We start from the raw sequence: 18,084 nt of genomic DNA, 5'->3' as shown, positions 1-18,084 counted from the left end.
TATAAATATGTATAGTTATTCAATGTTCGGAATGATGAGTGACAAAAGCTGGCGAATCTTGCTTGTCGCAACTCCTTCACGCAACACCAACATGATAGTATCATCGCCGGCAATGGTTCCCAGTATTTCGCTGAATTCATTGTTGTCGATATCGTAAGCCATACTGCTGGCGTAACCCGGGCGGGTGCGGATAACGGCGATGTTGCCTGAAAATTGCAAGGAAATGAATCCGTTACTTCGCAACATTTCGCCGGCACTCTGATCGGTGGAGCGTTTATACATAATGTTGTTCGGCAGCACGTATACGTACTTCCCGTTCATACTGGCAGCTTTGGCTACTTTCAGTTGTTTCAAGTCGCGGGAGAGGGTGGCCTGTGTCAGTTCGAAGCCTTCGCGGTTCAACTCTTGCAGCAGTTCTTCCTGCGAACCGACCTCTTTGCTTGAGATAATCATTTTGATGGCGTCTAACCGATTTGCTTTCTTCTTCATTGTATAATTATTCTAAGAATGGCGCAAAAGTATGCATTATTCTGGAGAAAATATGCATAAAACAATACTTTTTTTGCATAAAAGTGAAAAATATGCTAAACAGTGGAAGTTTGGTTTATGTATTTGTATCAAAATGTATATCCTTTCAATCAAAATGTGTAAGGAACATGAAGAAGGAATCGTCTATCTTTGCCATGTAGATAAATGAATACTTTAAATATATAGACAGAATACCATGAAACAAAACTTTTTTGCAGTCGACTTGGGCGCAACGAGCGACCGTACTATCTTGGGTACTAAGGAATTGTAGGACTATGATGTGACGATGTGGGAAAAGCATGGAGTATTTGCTGTTGACTGCGATGCGATGCAGGCTTTCGACCAAATTGACGTATTAAATAAATCCGTATTAATTTATATTGCAGCCAAGAATGTGGGCTTCGAACCGGATGGCATGAGCCAGGAACAGATGAAGGAAATGACTGTTGCCTTTAATCTTCCTAAATAATATTTGTATTAATCATTGAATTTATCTACTTTAGCAACCGCAATATTTCCTACAATAGGAGGTGTTGCGGTTAACCCTTTAAACAAAATAACACAACCATGAATCGCATTATTTTAAATGAGACTTCTTATTTCGGCGCAGGTTGCCGGAGTGTAATTGCTGTGGAAGCAGCTAGACGTGGCTTTAAGAAAGCCTTTTTTGTTACAGATAAAGACCTTATCAAGTTCGGTGTAGCTGCCGAAATCATCAAAGTATTCGACGACAATAAGATTCCTTATGAACTTTACAGTGATGTAAAAGCCAATCCTACTATTGCCAATGTACAGAATGGTGTGGCTGCATATAAAGCTTCCGGTGCTGATTTTATCGTGGCATTGGGTGGTGGTTCTTCTATTGATACGGCAAAAGGTATTGGTATTGTAGTGAACAATCCGGATTTCGCAGATGTGAAATCTTTGGAAGGGGTGGCCGATACCAAACATAAGGCTGTGCCGACCTTCGCATTGCCTACTACCGCAGGAACTGCTGCCGAAGTGACTATCAATTACGTGATTATCGACGAAGATGCCCGTAAGAAAATGGTTTGCGTAGACCCGAATGACATTCCGGCAGTGGCTATTGTGGACCCGGAATTGATGTATTCTATGCCGAAAGGGCTGACTGCTGCTACGGGTATGGACGCTTTGACGCATGCTATCGAAAGTTACATCACTCCGGGAGCTTGGGCGATGAGTGATATGTTTGAACTGAAAGCCATTGAAATGATTGCGCAGAATCTGAAAGCGGCTGTGGATAATGGCAAAGATGTAGTTGCCCGTGAAGCGATGTCTCAAGCACAATATATTGCTGGTATGGGATTCTCAAATGTAGGTTTGGGAATCGTTCACTCAATGGCTCACCCGTTGGGTGCTTTCTATGATACTCCTCATGGGGTGGCAAATGCTCTATTGTTGCCTTATGTAATGGAATATAATGCTGAATCTCCGGCTGCTCCGAAATATATCAATATAGCGAAAGCTATGGGAGTTGAAACTGCCGGTATGAGTGAGGCGGAAGGTGTAAAAGCGGCTATTGAAGCGGTAAAATCTCTTTCTCTCAGTATCGGTATCCCGCAAAAATTGCATGAGATCAATGTGAAAGAAGAAGATATCCCTGCATTGGCGGTAGCTGCCTTTAATGATGTTTGTACGGGTGGTAACCCTCGTCCTACATCAGTTGAAGACATTGAAGTATTATATCGCAAAGCATTTTAATGTTTAAATAAGATTTGTTTGTGAGAAACATCCGGATGTATCCAAAAAGACACTCCGGGTGTTTTTTGTTTCTTAGCATACGATTTCTGAAGATAATTCTTATTTTTGTCCAACCCAAATTGTATGAAAACACATTGATATGGCTGAGGACAATGGCTTAGGAGTGGAATTTAAATACTTGATTGTAAATGACATGGACCGGAAATTCGGTTTGTGGGTTAATACGGTCGGTTATCAGTCTATTCCTCCCGACTCTCCCTATCCGTTGAAAGAACATTCTGTCTCCAAAAAAACAAGATTTTTGAAATGAGTGATGTCGATCAGAAGATTGAACAGGCCAAGATTATAATGAATGAAAATGTAGCCGGCAATGTGGATCCGGAGGAATTGGCGATGAGGTTGAATATTAGCTATTCATGGTTCCGCCGTGTTTTCAAAGAATATACAGGATATGCTCCCGCCAAATACTTTCAAGAACTGAAACTTCGTAAAGCCAAACAACTACTGGTCGGTACTTCCCAATCCGTCAAGGAGATTCTTTTTTTCTTGGTTTCCAGTCTACCGAATACTTCTTTTTTTTAAGAAGCGTACAGGGCTTACTCCGTTGGAGTATCGTTCGTTTGGGAGAGAAGAGTGAATTTATAATATATCAACGAAATATATAGTTGTGAATAAGTGAATCTAGCCTTGTTTATAAACGGTCCTCGTTTAGGAGCAATTAGCTTATTTTTAGATAATTAACCTGTTAATAACTTTGTTGATATTCTTGTTGGTAACTGAAAGGAACTTGTGAATTGAACTACTATTGAAAGTGCCTACATAAATCCGACTCGAACGAATGACCTTTGGGTTATGAGCCCAACGAGCTACCAACTGCTCCACTCCGCGATGTTTAACGGGTGCAAAGGTACGGCTTTTTTTGAGACAAACAAATAAATTGCTGAATATTTTTCGAATAAATCATCATTTCTTTCTTATTTTACTGAAAATGAGCAGGATAATGATGATAGTTTTTTTAGTACCTATTAATATACAAATGTTAATATTCTGTCTGTTTTCTTGTATGGTCTAAAGAAAAGAGTTACTTTTGCTCAAAATATTCAGCAATGTGCAATTTGTAACCTATGACCGTATCCAAAACAAAAGCCAAGTTAGTAGATGTTGCCCGTCAGCTTTTCGCAAAGATGGGGGTAGAGAACACTACGATGAATGATATCGCTCTTGCTTCTAAAAAAGGTAGACGAACGCTTTATACCTATTTTAAAAGTAAGGATGAAATCTATCTGGCTGTTGTAGAATCGGAATTAGATATCCTGTCGGATATGATGAAGCGGGTAGCTGAGAAGAATATCTCGCCGGACGAAAAACTGTTGGAGATGATATATACCCGGTTGGATGCAGTAAAAGAAGTAGTCTATCGAAACGGAACCTTACGTGCTTATTTCTTCCGTGATATCTGGCGGGTGGAGAAAGTCCGTAAGAAATTTGATGCGAAGGAGGTACAACTCTTTAAGGCCGTTCTTTTGGAAGGACAGGCAAAGGGAGTTTTTCACATTGACGATGTGGAGATGACGGCTGACTTGATTCATTATTGTGTGAAAGGGATTGAAGTTCCTTACATCCGTGGTCATATAGGTGCACATCTGGATGAAGATACGAGAAATAAGTACGTAGCCAACATTGTGTTTGGCGCACTGCATAGAACAGAAATTTAATTAAATAACTTTTAGTATGGGATTATTAGACGGAAAAACAGCCATTGTAACCGGTGCTGCCCGCGGTATTGGTAAGGCTATCGCTCTGAAGTTTGCTGCCGAAGGTGCAAACATCGCATTTACTGACCTTGTCATTGACGAAAATGCAGAAAATACAGCAAAAGAACTTGAAGCAATGGGTGTAAAAGCCAAAGGTTATGCTTCTAACGCAGCTAACTTTGAAGATACTGCAAAGGTCGTAGAAGAAATCCACAAAGACTTCGGACGTATCGATATATTGGTAAACAATGCCGGTATCACTCGCGACGGTTTGATGATGCGTATGAGCGAACAGCAGTGGGATATGGTAATCAACGTGAACCTGAAATCTGCATTTAACTTCATCCACGCTTGTACACCTGTCATGATGCGTCAGAAAGCCGGTAGCATTATCAACATGGCATCTGTCGTAGGTGTTCACGGTAATGCAGGACAGGCTAACTATGCTGCTTCCAAGGCAGGTATGATTGCATTGGCCAAGTCTATCGCACAAGAACTCGGTTCTCGTGGCATCCGTGCCAATGCTATCGCTCCGGGATTCATCCTGACAGACATGACTGCCGCTCTTTCTGACGAAGTAAGAGCAGAATGGGCAAAGAAAATTCCTTTGCGTCGTGGTGGTACTCCTGAAGATGTGGCAAACATCGCTACCTTCCTGGCTTCCGATATGTCTTCTTACGTATCAGGACAGGTGATTCAGGTAGATGGTGGTATGAACATGTAATCGAACAGAATGACTGTTGTATACGAAGACAACCATATCATTGTAGTCAACAAGACCGCTTCCGAGATTGTCCAGGCAGACAAGACGGGTGATACGCCTCTTTCGGAGACTGTGAAGCAGTACCTGAAAGAGAAATATCAGAAACCCGGCAATGTTTTCCTCGGTGTGACACACCGGCTGGACCGCCCCGTAAGCGGTCTTGTTATTTTTGCCAAAACGAGTAAGGCGCTTACGCGGCTCAATGAGATGTTCCGCGCCGGTGAGGTGAAAAAGACTTATTGGGCAGTTGTGAAGAATGCTCCGAAAGAATCAGAAGGCGAATTGGTGCATTTTCTTGTGCGCAATGAAAAGCAGAACAAGAGCTATGCATACGACAAGGAAGTGCCGAATAGTAAGAAAGCGGTTTTGGACTACCGTTTGATCGGTCGTTCGGAGAACTATTATTTACTCGAAGTTGACTTAAAAACCGGACGGCATCATCAGATTCGTTGCCAACTGGCAAAAATGGGATGTCCTATCAAAGGAGATTTGAAATACGGTTCTCCGCGTTCCAATCCGGATGGAAGCATTTGTCTGCACGCCAGGAGGGTACGGTTCGTACACCCTGTCTCGAAGGAGCTGATAGAACTGAAAGCTCCCCTTCCCGAGGGAAATTTATGGAAAGGATTTGAACTGTTTTAATCAGTACAAATCCTTTTTTTTGCGTTGGAAATGTATCCTCTCGGTGGAGGCTGTATAGTCGGGGCGGAGCGTTCGGTGTCTGATGCCAACATCGGATTTATCTCTCTACAAATGAATTAAAAAAAATACTGTCATCTGTCACATGGTAAGATATAAATAGTTGATAATATGTGAGTTCTGCTGTGATAGCAAGGCGTGACAATAGTGTGACGGTAACTGTTGCTTTCACTGTTCATAGAGAAAAGAGTAGTTTCGCTGTATGAAACTGGAAGTTTCAAGCCTTGGGAACAAAAGTTTCAAGCGTCTGAAACTAAAGTTTCTCCATGATGAAACTAAAGTTTCCCACCGGTGAAACTATGGTTTCTGTACGGCGAAACCAAAGGTTCCAATGCATGAAACTATTGGTTTTGCCGTATGAAACAGTTATTTCATGGGTAAGAGCGGGAGTGGAAACGATTGGATGCTGTTCAATAAGTCAACCTTTCCTTCATTGATAAGTCTCAGAATTAACTCTCCCAACAGTGTGTTTTGTCGGGTAGACCTAGTACAGGTAAAGCTTTCCGAGTTATTTTTGTTCTTCTCCCTCAAACACCAGTTCTACTTTTACAGGGAAATGGTCCGAGGGCGTGCGGACTTGATAAGCTTTGATGTCGATTTCTTCCGGACAGTCCGTTGCGTCCTTCTTGCCTCCGTTTCCTCTGATACTGCGATACGTGTCTGTCAGCACACCATATCTTTTTACTTTGAAAACAGGAGAGACGAATACATGGTCGATGCGGCTTTCCGTAAAACTGTCCGGATCGAAATCATTGAATGTTCCGTTGGTTGCATAGCGGAAGTCACACTTCTCATAAGAGTCGCAAAGCACACCTTTGCTGACAAAAGCGTCATAAGACTGATGAGTCTGGTCAACGTTGAAGTCGCCGGTCAGGATAGCCGGAAGCTCTTTACCCTTACCGAGTTCCTTCATCTTGTCTTGCACGAGATAAGCACTTTCCACGCGGGCCTTCTTGCCGATATGGTCCATGTGCAGGTTGAAGAATAGAAATTCAAAGCCCGTATCTTTGCATTTGAAGTGTCCCCAACTGCAAATGCGGGGCAGGACTGCATCCCAGCCTTTACTCGGCACGTCCGGAGTCTCCGACAACCAGAAATCGCCTTTCTCTATCACATCAAATTTGTCGGTGCGGTAGAAGATAGCGGAGTGTTCCCCCTTCTCTTTGCCATCATCGCGGCCTACACCTATATAGTCATAACCGGGTAATGCTTCTTTCATGTCCTTCAGCTGGTGAATGAAACACTCCTGCGTTCCGAAAATATCGAAATCGTGGTATTGCACCATTTTGGCAATGACCGGATAGCGTTGTCCCCAACCGTTTCCTTTGGCAGAATCGGAGCCGTTGGCGTTTCTGAGATTATAGGAGGCAACGGTGATAGAGGTCGGTTGATAACTGTGGCAACCACAAAATACGACCGCAACGAGGGCAATGAGTAAAAGGTTTCTTAGCTTCATGTTTATTCAGTTAGTTTGGGTGGATAATTTATTGACTTCCAAAAGTACAATATTTTATCCAAACAAGTAAGTATGTAGGTACAAAAAAAGTCACCCCCGGAATAGACGAAGTAGGGGTGACTTTTTTGTAGTGTGCTTACTATTATTCAGCAGACTTTGTTCTGAGAGTTTTTGGTAAGGTTATTCCTTGACAGGCTCAGCCGGTTTGTCTTTGGATGCAGTGTCTTTGACTACTGTATCATTGACAAAAGCGGTTGGTGCACTCAGTTCTGTTTTCACAGGTTCGTCTTTTTTAGTTACAGTGTCTTTGACTACTGTATCATTAACGATAAGTGCGGCATTAACTTCTGACTGGGCTGTCGCAGCTTTTTCAGAGTTCTGAGCCGTTCTGAGCCTTTACAAGGAATGAACCACCACAAACAAACATAAACATTGCTACTACTAATACTAATTTTTTCATAATCGTTTGCTTTAATGATTATTAGACATATGTTTTCAATTCTCTTTTGTGTTAAGGAATCGGTTGTTACTTTTGCATTAACGTCTAATTAAAGTTCAAAGCGTGTGCCAGAAATGCAAAGGATGTGATAAGTGGTTGAAAAATAAATGGTTGCGAATAATAAGGGGGGGGGGGGGGGTGGGGGGGGGGGTGTTTTATATCTCCCCCCCCCCCCCCGCCACAGTTCTTTTTCTTTTCAACGGCTATTTCTTTTCATCCGGCCAGGGACAAGGTTGTCCGGTAGCCTTGAAAGTTGGTCGCTGTGCATCTACTTTTCGCAGATAGTTTCCCAATTCTTTAGAAAGCCTTTTCACGATGTCAGGATGCTGTGCACTTAAGTCGTTGCTTTCACCTATATCATTAGGGATATTGAATAACTCTTTCTTACCGGTTCCGTAATAATAAATCAACTTCCAGTCGCCATTGCGAACTGCACAGTTAAAATTGATTCCGGGACCGTCATTCCCCCAGTTATTGGGCATATTCCAGAAAAGACTGCGTCCTTTAGAAGGATTTCCCGTTTGCTTCAATAGGGGAATAAAACTGATCCCGTCTATCGGCTGGACTGTTTTATACTTCTTGATTCCTGCCATTTCGAGGATGCTAGGGTAGAAGTCTTCTATCAATAAGTAATTGTCACATTTGCTACCCGGCTTCACCACTCCCGGCCAACTGACAATCATAGGTTCACGAATACCTCCTTCGTAGGTAGAACCTTTGCCGCTATTCAAAGGATGATTCTGTGTATGTAACTTTCCGTCACGCCAGTAGGATTCGGCTGCAAGTCCTCCGTTGTCACTCATAAAAATAATAATTGTATTGTCTGCTTCATCATTTTTCTCCAGCCAGTTCATGAGGTCGCCGAGGCTTTTATCCATTCCTTCGATAAGGGTAGCATAAGCAGCTTCATGGTCGGTCATACCTTTCTTCTTGTATTTATCGTAGAAGCGCATATCTTTATTCAGAGGAACATGGATAGCATATTGAGCCATATACAGATAAAAAGGCTGATTGTATTTTTTGGCTTTGTTTAGTGCCTTGATAGCTTCCTGCGTTAATGCTTCGGTAACAAATGTTTCCGTACCCCAGTATTTTTCAAGTCCGGGGACAGCCATTAGTGAAACTGGTTTTCCGTCTTTGGTATGTCCGTAATTCTCTTCCCCGAGGTAACTGGCAAGTCCTCCGGCAGCGTGTCCGGCGATGTTTACCTCAAATCCCCAATGGTGCGGGTCTTCTCCCGGAGTGTCGATGGAACCGAAATGGGCTTTTCCGCAATGGATAGTATGATAGCCGTTGTCTTTTAGGATTTGTACAAAAGAAGTTCCTACAAAGGTGTTGTTAGTACCGGGTACCTGACTTACTCCGTTATAATTCCAATCAGGGACGGCAAGCTGTTTGTCTTTACGGTCTGTCATGGTGTTTTTTTGTAGCGTCCAGTTGGTTACCCTGTGGCGTGCCGCATTCGTTCCGGTGATGAGGCTGCATCGGGTGGGAGAACTGATGCTACTGGCATACGCTTGAGTGAACATCATTCCCTGACGGGCCAGTCGTTCCATGTTCGGCGTTTCGTATAGTTCGTTGTAATGCGTTTTTTGTGTCCAGAAAGGAAGGGAAGTATCCTGCCAACCCATATCATCTACCATAAAGAGGATGATATTCGGGCGTTTGTCTGTACGCCCTGTCTGAATGTTGCTTTGTGCTTGCAGGCTGGTGGCTGCGAGTGGCACAAGTGCGAGTGGGAATAGTTTCTTTTTATTCATGGGGTAGTTATTAGGTGTTATTTGCAGATTTCTTTTTGTACTTTTTATTTAATGTAGTATGTGCTAAAATTGATAATGTCAGGCAATGCAACAGACTCGGGAATGGTTAGTCTTAATGCGGTTGCTTCTATCGGATCAAACTTCTCAATACGTTTATGCCCTACGGATTCTCCGGAACAGACAGACTGCCATTTCCCATTAACTTTTGCTTCTATCTTATATTGACGGATACGTTCTCCGTTTTTTATATTTTCCTGAATAATGCAGTAATTTACAGTTTGCTTCTTCCCGAGATTCAAAGTCAGGCTCTTTTTTTGCCCTAAAGTTTTCGCTATGGGGGAAGAAAAACGACGGTTTATTTCATCTCCCATTTCTTTCAGTCGTTGCGTATCTCCTATGGGAATCAATCCGGTCGGATCAGGTGTTAATCCGAGGATGAGAGTTGCATTTCTTCCTACTGATTTCTCGTATTTGTCCATTAGTGCATCCAATGGGTAGATGTTATTTTCATCATCCGGTTCCCAAAACCATTCGTGACGCCCGTTTGCTCCACGTAATGGAGTATCTGCCATAGCCGGTACCCAATATTTGCCGTCTTTATCGCCGTGTTTTAATAGTATGTTGTGGTTACGTGCGGGTTCGGTAGCATTACTGTGGCTGTATGGGTAGGGGAAGGTAGACCAACAAGGGTACTCTACTGTACCTGTTTCCGAACCACCCCAACGAAAGTCTGCGCGGTCAACGTTGTGATAAAAAAGACAGTCGGGCTGATATTTATTCACAATAGGTTCTACGTTAGGACCGTCACCGCGTGGATCATCAGCTCCGCTGTCAAACCATATCATATAGAGATCACCATAACGTGTACATAGCTCTGTTACCATGTTCTCGCACAGGCGTTTATACCACGCCTGGCGGTTACGGGCAAATTCTCCTTCGCCTTCAGCTTTGAAGTTATGGATACCCAACAGAGAATTCCAACGGATACCTATATAAATGCCCGGTTGAAGGCCGTATTTATGGCAGGAATTTACAAAATCGCGGACTATATCTCCTTTGCCGTCTTTCCACTTGACAGCTTTCAGGCAATACGGATTGACATCACTTTGCCAAAGTCCGAATCCGGTTTCGTGGGTGGCTGTGAGTACGGCAAATTTGCATCCGGCAGCTTTGGCTGCTTGTACCCATTGATCAGTATTGAGTTCGGTTGGATTAAAAATGTTATAATCTTCAATGGGGTTGATGCGGTTATTGCCTTGTCCGTAGCGGATACCATCGAATACATGCAAGTCGTAATGAAAGACTGCTCCCATTTCGGCTTCATGCCATTTCAGTTGATGAGGCTTGGGGACAGGAATACTCTGCTGTTGCGCAAAACTACAAATTGAATAGAGGATAGAAAGGCATATAAAATTAAACTTCTTCATAATATTGATTTGTATGGTGTTAATGTTTATGCAATGGCGCGATAATATTCGTAAGGCTTTTATATTGCAAAAGTACACAAATGTGTGCTTTTGCAATATGTCATTTCTTTCAATTTACGTATGTGTTTCATTCAATCGTTGTTTTGTGTGTTGTCTGGGGCTGACTTGAATGCTATAAATCAATGTTGTATAGTTTCAGTTTATTATATAACGTCTTCCGGTCAATATTCAACAGTTGTGCTGCTTTACTTTTATTATTCCCGGTTTGGCGTAATGCTTCCAATATATGTTCTTTTTCCGTCTCCTCATTGCGTAATGACATGCTTGTGGTACAAGTTGTAGTAGTATCCAGTAAGTCAGTACCTAATTCGAGCAATGTAATAAAACTGCCTTGCGCCAGTAAGGTTGCCCTTTTCACGATATTCTTCATTTGACGCAGGTTTCCCGGCCAATGATAACTCAATAAAGCTTGTGACGCTTTTGCGTCGAAACCAATCAGATGCTTGTCCAATTCCTTGTTTGCCTGATCAAGGAAGAAGTTGGCGAATAGCAGGATATCTTCTTTCCGTTCTTTCAAGTCAGGCATTCGCAGGGTAAATTCATTGATGCGATGATAAAGGTCTTCGCGAAATGTTCCCTTTTCGATTCCTTGTTCCAGATTTTCGTTGGTGGCCGATACCAGACGGATATCCACGGATATTTCTTGTGTAGAACCGACCGGACGTATTTTTCTCTCTTGCAGGGCGCGGAGTAGTTGTATCTGCACCTCGTAGCTGAGATTTCCGATTTCATCCAGAAAGATAGTGCCACCGTTGGCTGCAACGAAAGCTCCCGTTTTATCCGTCAATGCTCCCGTAAACGAGCCTTTTACATGACCAAAGAATTCGGAGGCTGCCAATTCCTTAGGTATCGAACCGCAGTCTACGGCAATGAACGGTTTGTCGCTACGCTTGCTAAGTTGATGAATACGGTGTGCCACATATTCTTTACCTGTTCCGCTAGAACCGTTGATGAGTACGGACATATTAGTAGGAGCTACCAGGCCTACATAATTGTAGAGTTGCTTGGCAGCATCACTTTCTCCTTCCAGATAGGCACGACGAGTTTCTGTTGTCTCTTTGGATGAGGCGGGAGAGACTTTTTTCGAAGACATCTTGGCTGCGGAATGAGCTGTTGGCGTTCTCTCTGTTTGTAGAGCTTCTGATATTTTCTTTAATAATTCTTCCGGGTTGACAGGTTTTGCGATATAATCCCGTGCACCAAGTTTCATGGCCAGTACCGCTGATTGAATATCCGCATAACCGGTCATAATAATCAGGGGAATATCCAGTCCCTGGTCATTCATCCATTTCAGCAAATCAATGCCTTCGTAATCGGGTAATCGTAAATCGGATAATACCAAGTCAACAGTCTGGCTTTCGATATGCTTTCGGGCACGTGCTATATTACTCACTGATGATACTTCAAATCCTTTTTTGCCTAACCAGGTTTTGAGCATCATTCCAAAAGTTATATCATCTTCGACTATTAATATGGCTTTCATTGTGTCAGGTTTTGATTCTTTTAAGTCACAAAGGTAAGATGATTTAGGCGAAAGTGGTATATTTGCAAACTTAAATTAAATAAAAGCGTTATGAAAAAGATTACATTGATATTATTAACTATATCGTTTTGCGGACTTACTGCCTGCAAAACCGGAACAAAAAAAGGAGGAGACATGGATAAAGAGACATTGGTAAAGATTGAAACAACAGCCGGAGATATCAAAGTGAAGTTGTATAATGAGACACCCAAGCATCGTGATAATTTTATCAAACTGGTGAAAGACGGATTATATGAAGGAACATTATTTCATCGTGTCATCAAAGATTTTATGATTCAAGCTGGTGACCCGGATTCAAAGAATGCGCCGAAAGGGAAGATGTTGGGTGCCGGTGATGTCGGCTACACCGTACCGGCAGAATTTGTATATCCGAAGTATTTCCATAAGAAAGGAGCGTTGTCTGCAGCCCGTCAGGGAGACAATGTGAATCCGAAAAAAGAATCTTCCGGTTGTCAGTTCTATATCGTAACGGGTAAGGTTTACAATGATTCTACACTGTTGGGTATGGAAAGCCAGATGAATGAAAATAAGATCAATGTCATTTTCAATAACTTGGCGCAGAAACACATGAAAGAAATCTATAAGATGCGTAAGGCGAATGACGAAAACGGGCTTTATGACTTGCAGGAGAAATTGTTTGCGGAAGCACAGGAATTGTCGGCAAAAGAACCGGAATTCCATTTTACGCCGGAGCAGATAGAAGCATATACTACTGTGGGTGGTACTCCACATCTGGATGGCGAATATACAGTATTCGGCGAAGTAGTGGAGGGTATGGACGTCGTAGATAAAATCCAGAAGGTGAAGACGGACCGTAGCGACCGTCCCGAAGAAGATGTGAAGATAATAAAAGCGACTATACTTGACTAAATGATATGAAAATCAATAGGCACATTCTTGACAACGGGTTGCGGCTGGTACATTCGCGGGACGAAAGTACACAGATGGTGGCTCTAAATATATTATATAATGTGGGAGCTCGTGACGAACATCCCGAACATACCGGCTTCGCACATCTGTTTGAACACTTGATGTTCGGTGGATCGGTAAATATCCCCGATTATGATATGCCGCTTCAGCTAGCGGGTGGAGAGAATAATGCCTGGACGAACAATGATATCACCAATTACTACCTCACTGTGCCCCGGCAGAATGTGGAAACCGGCTTCTGGTTGGAGTCCGACCGTATGTTGAGCCTTGATTTCAGCGAACGGAGTCTGGAAGTACAGCGAGGGGTAGTAATGGAAGAATTCAAGCAACGCTGTCTGAACCAGCCTTATGGAGATGTGGGGCATCTTTTGCGCCCGTTGGCTTATCAGAAACATCCTTATCAATGGCCGACTATCGGAAAAGACCTGTCGCATGTCGCTAATGCAACATTAGAAGAGGTGAAAGCATTCTTTTTCCGTTTTTATGCTCCTAACAATGCGATACTGGCGGTGACCGGGAATATCTCTTTTGAGGAAGCAGTGGAATTGACGGAGAAATGGTTCGGATCTGTTCCCCATCGGGAAGTTCCTGTACGGAATCTGCCACAGGAGCCGGAACAGACGGAAGAACGCAGGCTGACGGTAGAGAGAAATGTACCTCTTGATTCTCTGTTCATGGCTTATCACATGTGCGATCATCGTCACCCGGATTATTATGTGTTCGATATACTGTCGGATGTATTGAGTAACGGGCGTTCCAGTCGATTGAACCAACATCTGGTACAGGAAAAACAGCTATTCTCGAGCATTGATGCTTACATCTCAGGTAGTGTGGATGCAGGCTTGTTTCACATTGCCGGAAAACCTTCGGCGGGAGTTAGCCTCGAACTGGCGGAAGCGGCAGTGCGCGACGAACTCGATCGCCTGCAACAAGAATTGGTTGACGGACAGGAATTGGAGAAGGTGAAAAATAAGTTTGAGTCTACCCAGATATTCGGTAATATAAATTATTTGAATGTGGCTACCAATCTTGCCTGGTTCGAATTGCTCGGTAAAGCGGAAGATTTGGAGAAAGAAGTAGAACGTTATCGCTCTGTCACTGCTATGCAGTTGCGGGAAGTCGCTCAATCGGCTTTTCGGAAAGAGAACGGAGTTGTACTCTATTATAAAAGTAAATGAGAAATATATATAGAACATACAGAGAGCATTATAAAGCATTATTTTTTCTTGGTTTACCTATCGTTATCGGACAAATAGGAGTGATCGTGCTCGGGTTTGCCGATACCCTGATGATTGGACATCATAGTACGGTAGAATTGGGAGCAGCTTCTTTTGTAAATAACGTGTTCAATTTGGCTATCATTTTCAGTACCGGTTTTTCATATGGGCTAACTCCTGTTGTGGGAGGTCTATATGGAACACATCAGTTTGCACCTGCCGGACAGGCATTGCGTAACAGTTTGTTAGCGAATCTGATGGTCGCGTTATTATTGACGCTTTGTATGACTGTCCTTTATCTGAATATAGAGAATCTCGGCCAGCCGGAAGAACTGATTCCTTTGATTAAGCCTTATTATTTGGTGCTACTGGCTTCATTGGTGTTTGTTATGCTTTTCAATGGATTCAAGCAGTTTACGGATGGAATCACGGATACCAAGACGGCCATGTGGATACTCTTGGGAGGAAATGTATTGAATATCATAGGAAATTATCTTTTGATTTACGGAAAGTTAGGTTTGCCCGAGTTGGGATTGTTGGGAGCCGGTATCAGCACATTGTTTTCACGTATTATGATGGTGCTCGTGTTTATCATTATCTTCTTGCGTAGTTCTCGTTTTATCCGTTACAAAGTCGGCTTCTTCCGTTTGGGGTGGTCACGGGCTATATTCGGTCGGTTGAACGGACTTGGTTGGCCGGTTGCTTTTCAAATGGGAATGGAAACAGCTTCTTTTAGTCTGAGTGCCATAATGATAGGTTGGTTGGGGACCATTGCACTGGCTTCGCATCAGGTTATGTTGGCTATTTCACAGTTTACGTTTATGATGTATTATGGCATGGGAGCTGCCGTAGCTGTTCGTGTCAGCAACTTCAAAGGTCAGAACGATATTTTGAACGTTCGTCGTTCGGCCTATGCCGGTTTTCATCTGATGATGACATTGGGCGTAGTGCTTTCTTTTATTGTCTTTCTTTGCCGTAACTATTTAGGAGGTTGGTTTACCGACAGTCCTGAGGTGGCGGCTATGGTAACTTCTCTCATTTTTCCTTTCCTCGTTTATCAGTTCGGGGACGGGTTACAGATTACTTTTGCTAATGCCTTGCGTGGCATTTCGGATGTAAAACTGATGATGCTCATCGCCTTTATCGCTTACTTTATCATCTCACTTCCCGTAGGTTATTTCTGCGGCTTCGTAATGGGCTGGGGGGTGGTAGGTGTCTGGATGGCGTTCCCTTTCGGTCTGACAAGTGCAGGATTAATGCTTTGGTGGCGTTTTCATTACATGACAAAACTCCCCACTCCCCAAGTGAATACTTGATACTTAAAACTTTACCGTATGGCTTCCTATCGTTCCACAAAGTTGAAAGTAACAATCGGTTATACGTTATTACTTGCAATTCTTCTTTTTTCTCTGGTATTTGTACATCGCGAAATGGAGACATTGTCGGCTGCCGATGACCAGGAGAATCTGCGGACAGACAGCCTGTTGACTCTGCTGCACGAGAAAGACCGGAATACGATACAGATGCTCCGGGTATTGAGCGAAGCGAATGACAGCTTACTTTCCGCTTCGGAGATTGAAGAAATAATTTCCGAACAAGATTCTGTCATTACTCAGCAACGGGTACAACACCGAGTTATCACTAAACGGGATTCTTTACTGACTACGCCTAAGAAGAAAGGTTTCTTTAAGAGATTGGCAGAAGTGTTTGTCCCAACTAAACAAGACAGTGCCGTGCTTGTTAATACCTCCATGGAGGTTGCTACGGATACTATTCTGGAACCGACCACTTCTAAAGATTCCCTTCAGCAAAAGATTCGTATGGCTACAGAGGAAAAACGGTTGCAGCGGCGAAAAACAATCCGGCGGACTAGTACAAAATATCAGCGTATGAATTCGCAGTTGACAGCAAGAATGGATAGCCTGATAAAACAATACGAGGAGGAAATGACCTTGCGTGCCCGCCAGGATGCAGAAATGCAACAGGAGGTAAGAATGCGTTCAGCACGCACCATTGGTGGAATAGCTATCGGAGCAGTGCTGCTCTCTGTCTTTTTCCTGATTTTGATAGTGCGTGACATATCCCGCAGCAATCGTTACCGCCGGCAATTGGAAGAAGCTAATAAACGGGCGGAAGACCTGCTTATTGCCCGTGAAAAGCTGATGCTCGCCATTACTCACGACTTTAAAGCACCGTTAGGCTCTATTATGGGATATACCGAATTACTTTCCCGACTGACGGAGGACGAACGGCAGCGCTTCTATCTTGACAATATGAAAAGTTCTTCGGAACATCTTTTGAAATTGGTCAGCGACTTGCTCGACTTTCATCGGCTCGACCTTAATAAAGCGGAAGTGAACCGCGTCACCTTCAATCCTTCGCAGTTATTCGAAGAAATCCATGTTAGCTTCGAACCATTGACAGCCGCCAAAGGATTAACCTTGCAATGCCATGTCGCTCAGGAATTAAATGGGAGATACATCAGCGACCCTTTACGGCTCCGGCAGATAGTGAATAATCTTTTGTCCAACGCAGTGAAGTTTACTCCGAAAGGCGAGATTGCATTAACGGCTAAATATGATTCTTCCAAGCTGACGATAGCGATTTCGGATACCGGAAAAGGTATGGCTACGGAAGACCGCGAACGGATTTTTCAGGAATTTACCCGTTTATCCGGTGCACAAGGAGAAGAAGGCTTCGGCTTGGGATTGTCTATTGTGAAGAAGTTGGTTGTTTTGCTTGAAGGTACGATTGATGTGCAAAGTAAGCTGGGGGAGGGAAGTTGCTTCACAGTCATTCTCCCTCTTTATCCGGTGGGAAAATCTGTGTCCGAAAGGGCATTGGAAGAAAAAACAATTTCGGCAGAAGACCCTGTCACGCTTCCCCCGATGAAAGTGATACGTGTACTGTTGATTGATGATGATAAAATTCAATTAAGCTTGACGGCAGCCATGTTAAAGCAACATGGAATTGACGCCGTTTGTTGTGAGCAACTGGAGGAGTTGATAGAACAGCTCCGTACCTCTGTTTTCGATGTATTGCTGACTGATATACAAATGCCTGCTATTAATGGCTTTGATTTGGTAAAACTCTTGCGCGCTTCCAATATTCCGCAGGCAAAGACAATTCCTGTGATTGCCGTAACTGCCCGCAGTGAAATGGATATAGATGCTTTACAAGAACACGGTTTTGCCGGTTGCCTGCACAAACCTTTTACGGTGAAAGAACTATTGCTCACAGTCAACGAAGGACAGCTTGCCGCTGACGAAGCACACATTACTGAGGATATGCAGACTGTAAGTTCCTTGAACTTTTCTGCATTAACAGCCTTTTCTGAAGACGATGCTGATGCCGCACATTCCATTATTCAGACCTTTATCGAAGAAACCGGAAAGAATGCCGATCGGATGCAACAAGCATTGGCAGGCAAGGAGGTGGACGGAATAGCGGCTATGGCTCACAAACTACTTCCGCTTTTCACTTTAATCGGGGCAATGGAAGCTGTGCCTTTATTGAACTGGCTGGAAACACAACGTGGGCAATGTTTTTCAGAGGAGATAGGTGAAAAAACGGCTTGTGTACTTCTGGAGATTCAGAAGGTTCTGGAAGAAGCTCGTAAGGTATAAGTAGCTTGAAGTAGTGACAAGAGCTCCGGTAAAGAAGGTGAAGAAAGAAAACCATAATGCTTGTATTTCTTTTGTGATTGAACATTTTGCTCCTAACGTC

Annotated in this window: 13 protein-coding genes, 1 tRNA gene and 3 pseudogenes; 10 read left to right on the top strand and 7 right to left on the bottom strand. The window is 43.3% G+C overall.

Features of this window, described 5'->3' with window-relative positions:
• Positions 1–15: 15 nt before the first annotated feature.
• Entirely contained in the window at positions 16–489 is a 474-nt protein-coding gene (locus BHV72_RS14800) for an arginine repressor (RefSeq protein ID WP_005679057.1), read from the bottom strand.
• 310 nt (positions 490–799) lie between these two features.
• Here BHV72_RS14800 and BHV72_RS14795 point away from each other — a divergent pair.
• The 3 genes and pseudogenes from BHV72_RS14795 to BHV72_RS14785 all read left to right on the top strand — a co-directional run.
• Positions 800–997, top strand: a pseudogene (locus BHV72_RS14795) (rhamnulose-1-phosphate aldolase); the annotation flags it as partial.
• A gap of 98 nt (positions 998–1,095) precedes the next feature.
• Entirely contained in the window at positions 1,096–2,250 is a 1,155-nt protein-coding gene (fucO, locus tag BHV72_RS14790) for a lactaldehyde reductase (RefSeq protein ID WP_055170160.1), read from the top strand.
• Positions 2,251–2,389: 139 nt separating this feature from the next.
• Positions 2,390–2,887 (top strand): annotated as a pseudogene (locus BHV72_RS14785) (helix-turn-helix domain-containing protein).
• 178 nt (positions 2,888–3,065) lie between these two features.
• Here the strand turns inward: BHV72_RS14785 and BHV72_RS14780 are convergent.
• Positions 3,066–3,133, bottom strand: a tRNA-Met gene (locus BHV72_RS14780).
• 241 nt (positions 3,134–3,374) lie between these two features.
• On the opposite strand from BHV72_RS14780, the gene BHV72_RS14775 reads away from it, so the two are divergent.
• From BHV72_RS14775 to BHV72_RS14765, 3 genes are read left to right on the top strand one after another with little or no spacing between them, the layout of a single operon-like run.
• Positions 3,375–3,965, top strand: coding sequence for a TetR/AcrR family transcriptional regulator (locus BHV72_RS14775; protein ID WP_005679068.1), 591 nt, complete (start codon positions 3,375–3,377; stop codon positions 3,963–3,965).
• Positions 3,966–3,981: 16 nt separating this feature from the next.
• On the top strand, positions 3,982–4,728 hold the full coding sequence (fabG, locus tag BHV72_RS14770; RefSeq protein ID WP_010536417.1) for a 3-oxoacyl-[acyl-carrier-protein] reductase: 747 nt from the start codon (positions 3,982–3,984) through the stop codon (positions 4,726–4,728).
• A gap of 9 nt (positions 4,729–4,737) precedes the next feature.
• Entirely contained in the window at positions 4,738–5,409 is a 672-nt protein-coding gene (locus tag BHV72_RS14765; protein ID WP_005679070.1) for an RluA family pseudouridine synthase, read from the top strand.
• 565 nt (positions 5,410–5,974) lie between these two features.
• Here BHV72_RS14765 and BHV72_RS14760 read toward each other — a convergent pair.
• The 5 genes and pseudogenes from BHV72_RS14760 to BHV72_RS14745 all read right to left on the bottom strand — a co-directional run bounded on the left by BHV72_RS14760 (position 5,975) and on the right by BHV72_RS14745 (position 12,151).
• Positions 5,975–6,922, bottom strand: a complete 948-nt coding sequence (locus BHV72_RS14760) for an endonuclease/exonuclease/phosphatase family protein (RefSeq protein ID WP_286856387.1) — start codon at positions 6,920–6,922, stop codon at positions 5,975–5,977.
• A 180-nt stretch (positions 6,923–7,102) separates the two neighbouring features.
• Positions 7,103–7,382, bottom strand: a pseudogene (locus BHV72_RS19580) (hypothetical protein).
• Between the two features lie 242 nt (positions 7,383–7,624).
• Complete coding sequence (locus BHV72_RS14755) at positions 7,625–9,181, bottom strand: sulfatase (RefSeq protein ID WP_055256572.1); 1,557 nt, start codon at positions 9,179–9,181, stop codon at positions 7,625–7,627.
• 44 nt (positions 9,182–9,225) lie between these two features.
• Positions 9,226–10,608 carry an alpha-L-fucosidase gene (locus BHV72_RS14750; RefSeq protein ID WP_286856386.1) on the bottom strand — a complete coding sequence of 461 codons (1,383 nt, stop codon included), beginning with the start codon at positions 10,606–10,608 and terminating at the stop codon, positions 9,226–9,228.
• Positions 10,609–10,780: 172 nt separating this feature from the next.
• Positions 10,781–12,151 (bottom strand): sigma-54-dependent transcriptional regulator, encoded by a 1,371-nt coding sequence (locus BHV72_RS14745; RefSeq protein ID WP_055170168.1) that lies wholly within the window; start codon positions 12,149–12,151, stop codon positions 10,781–10,783.
• 90 nt (positions 12,152–12,241) lie between these two features.
• Here BHV72_RS14745 and BHV72_RS14740 point away from each other — a divergent pair, with 90 nt between their 5' ends.
• From BHV72_RS14740 to BHV72_RS14725, 4 genes are read left to right on the top strand one after another with little or no spacing between them, the layout of a single operon-like run.
• Complete coding sequence (locus tag BHV72_RS14740; protein ID WP_286856385.1) at positions 12,242–13,081, top strand: peptidylprolyl isomerase; 840 nt, start codon at positions 12,242–12,244, stop codon at positions 13,079–13,081.
• Between the two features lie 5 nt (positions 13,082–13,086).
• The gene (locus BHV72_RS14735) at positions 13,087–14,319 is read left to right on the top strand and encodes a M16 family metallopeptidase (protein ID WP_286856384.1); all 1,233 of its coding nucleotides are present in this window, start codon (positions 13,087–13,089) and stop codon (positions 14,317–14,319) included.
• Entirely contained in the window at positions 14,316–15,674 is a 1,359-nt protein-coding gene (locus tag BHV72_RS14730; RefSeq protein ID WP_005679079.1) for an MATE family efflux transporter, read from the top strand. The genes BHV72_RS14735 and BHV72_RS14730 overlap by 4 nt, the downstream gene beginning before the upstream one ends.
• A gap of 18 nt (positions 15,675–15,692) precedes the next feature.
• A complete protein-coding gene (locus BHV72_RS14725; RefSeq protein ID WP_005679080.1) occupies positions 15,693–17,984 on the top strand; it encodes an ATP-binding response regulator in 2,292 nt (763 codons plus the stop codon).
• The last annotated feature ends 100 nt before the right edge of the window (positions 17,985–18,084 follow it).

The organism is Bacteroides sp. 43_46 (assembly GCF_001915455.1).
Lineage (GTDB): Bacteria > Bacteroidota > Bacteroidia > Bacteroidales > Bacteroidaceae > Bacteroides > Bacteroides caccae.
The sequence above is the reverse complement of the archived record's forward strand: the minus strand, read 5'-3'. Positions and strand labels throughout refer to the sequence as shown.

Coding starts and splice junctions, on each gene's coding strand:
- BHV72_RS14735 (WP_286856384.1), top strand. CDS start 13,087: ATGAAAATCAATAGGCACATTCTTGACAACGGGTTGCGGCTGGTACAT.
- BHV72_RS14765 (WP_005679070.1), top strand. CDS start 4,738: ATGACTGTTGTATACGAAGACAACCATATCATTGTAGTCAACAAGACC.
- BHV72_RS14740 (WP_286856385.1), top strand. CDS start 12,242: ATGAAAAAGATTACATTGATATTATTAACTATATCGTTTTGCGGACTT.
- BHV72_RS14755 (WP_055256572.1), bottom strand. CDS start 9,181: ATGAATAAAAAGAAACTATTCCCACTCGCACTTGTGCCACTCGCAGCC.
- BHV72_RS14750 (WP_286856386.1), bottom strand. CDS start 10,608: ATGAAGAAGTTTAATTTTATATGCCTTTCTATCCTCTATTCAATTTGT.
- BHV72_RS14725 (WP_005679080.1), top strand. CDS start 15,693: ATGGCTTCCTATCGTTCCACAAAGTTGAAAGTAACAATCGGTTATACG.
- BHV72_RS14745 (WP_055170168.1), bottom strand. CDS start 12,151: ATGAAAGCCATATTAATAGTCGAAGATGATATAACTTTTGGAATGATG.
- fucO (WP_055170160.1), top strand. CDS start 1,096: ATGAATCGCATTATTTTAAATGAGACTTCTTATTTCGGCGCAGGTTGC.
- BHV72_RS14760 (WP_286856387.1), bottom strand. CDS start 6,922: ATGAAGCTAAGAAACCTTTTACTCATTGCCCTCGTTGCGGTCGTATTT.
- BHV72_RS14800 (WP_005679057.1), bottom strand. CDS start 489: ATGAAGAAGAAAGCAAATCGGTTAGACGCCATCAAAATGATTATCTCA.
- fabG (WP_010536417.1), top strand. CDS start 3,982: ATGGGATTATTAGACGGAAAAACAGCCATTGTAACCGGTGCTGCCCGC.
- BHV72_RS14775 (WP_005679068.1), top strand. CDS start 3,375: ATGACCGTATCCAAAACAAAAGCCAAGTTAGTAGATGTTGCCCGTCAG.
- BHV72_RS14730 (WP_005679079.1), top strand. CDS start 14,316: ATGAGAAATATATATAGAACATACAGAGAGCATTATAAAGCATTATTT.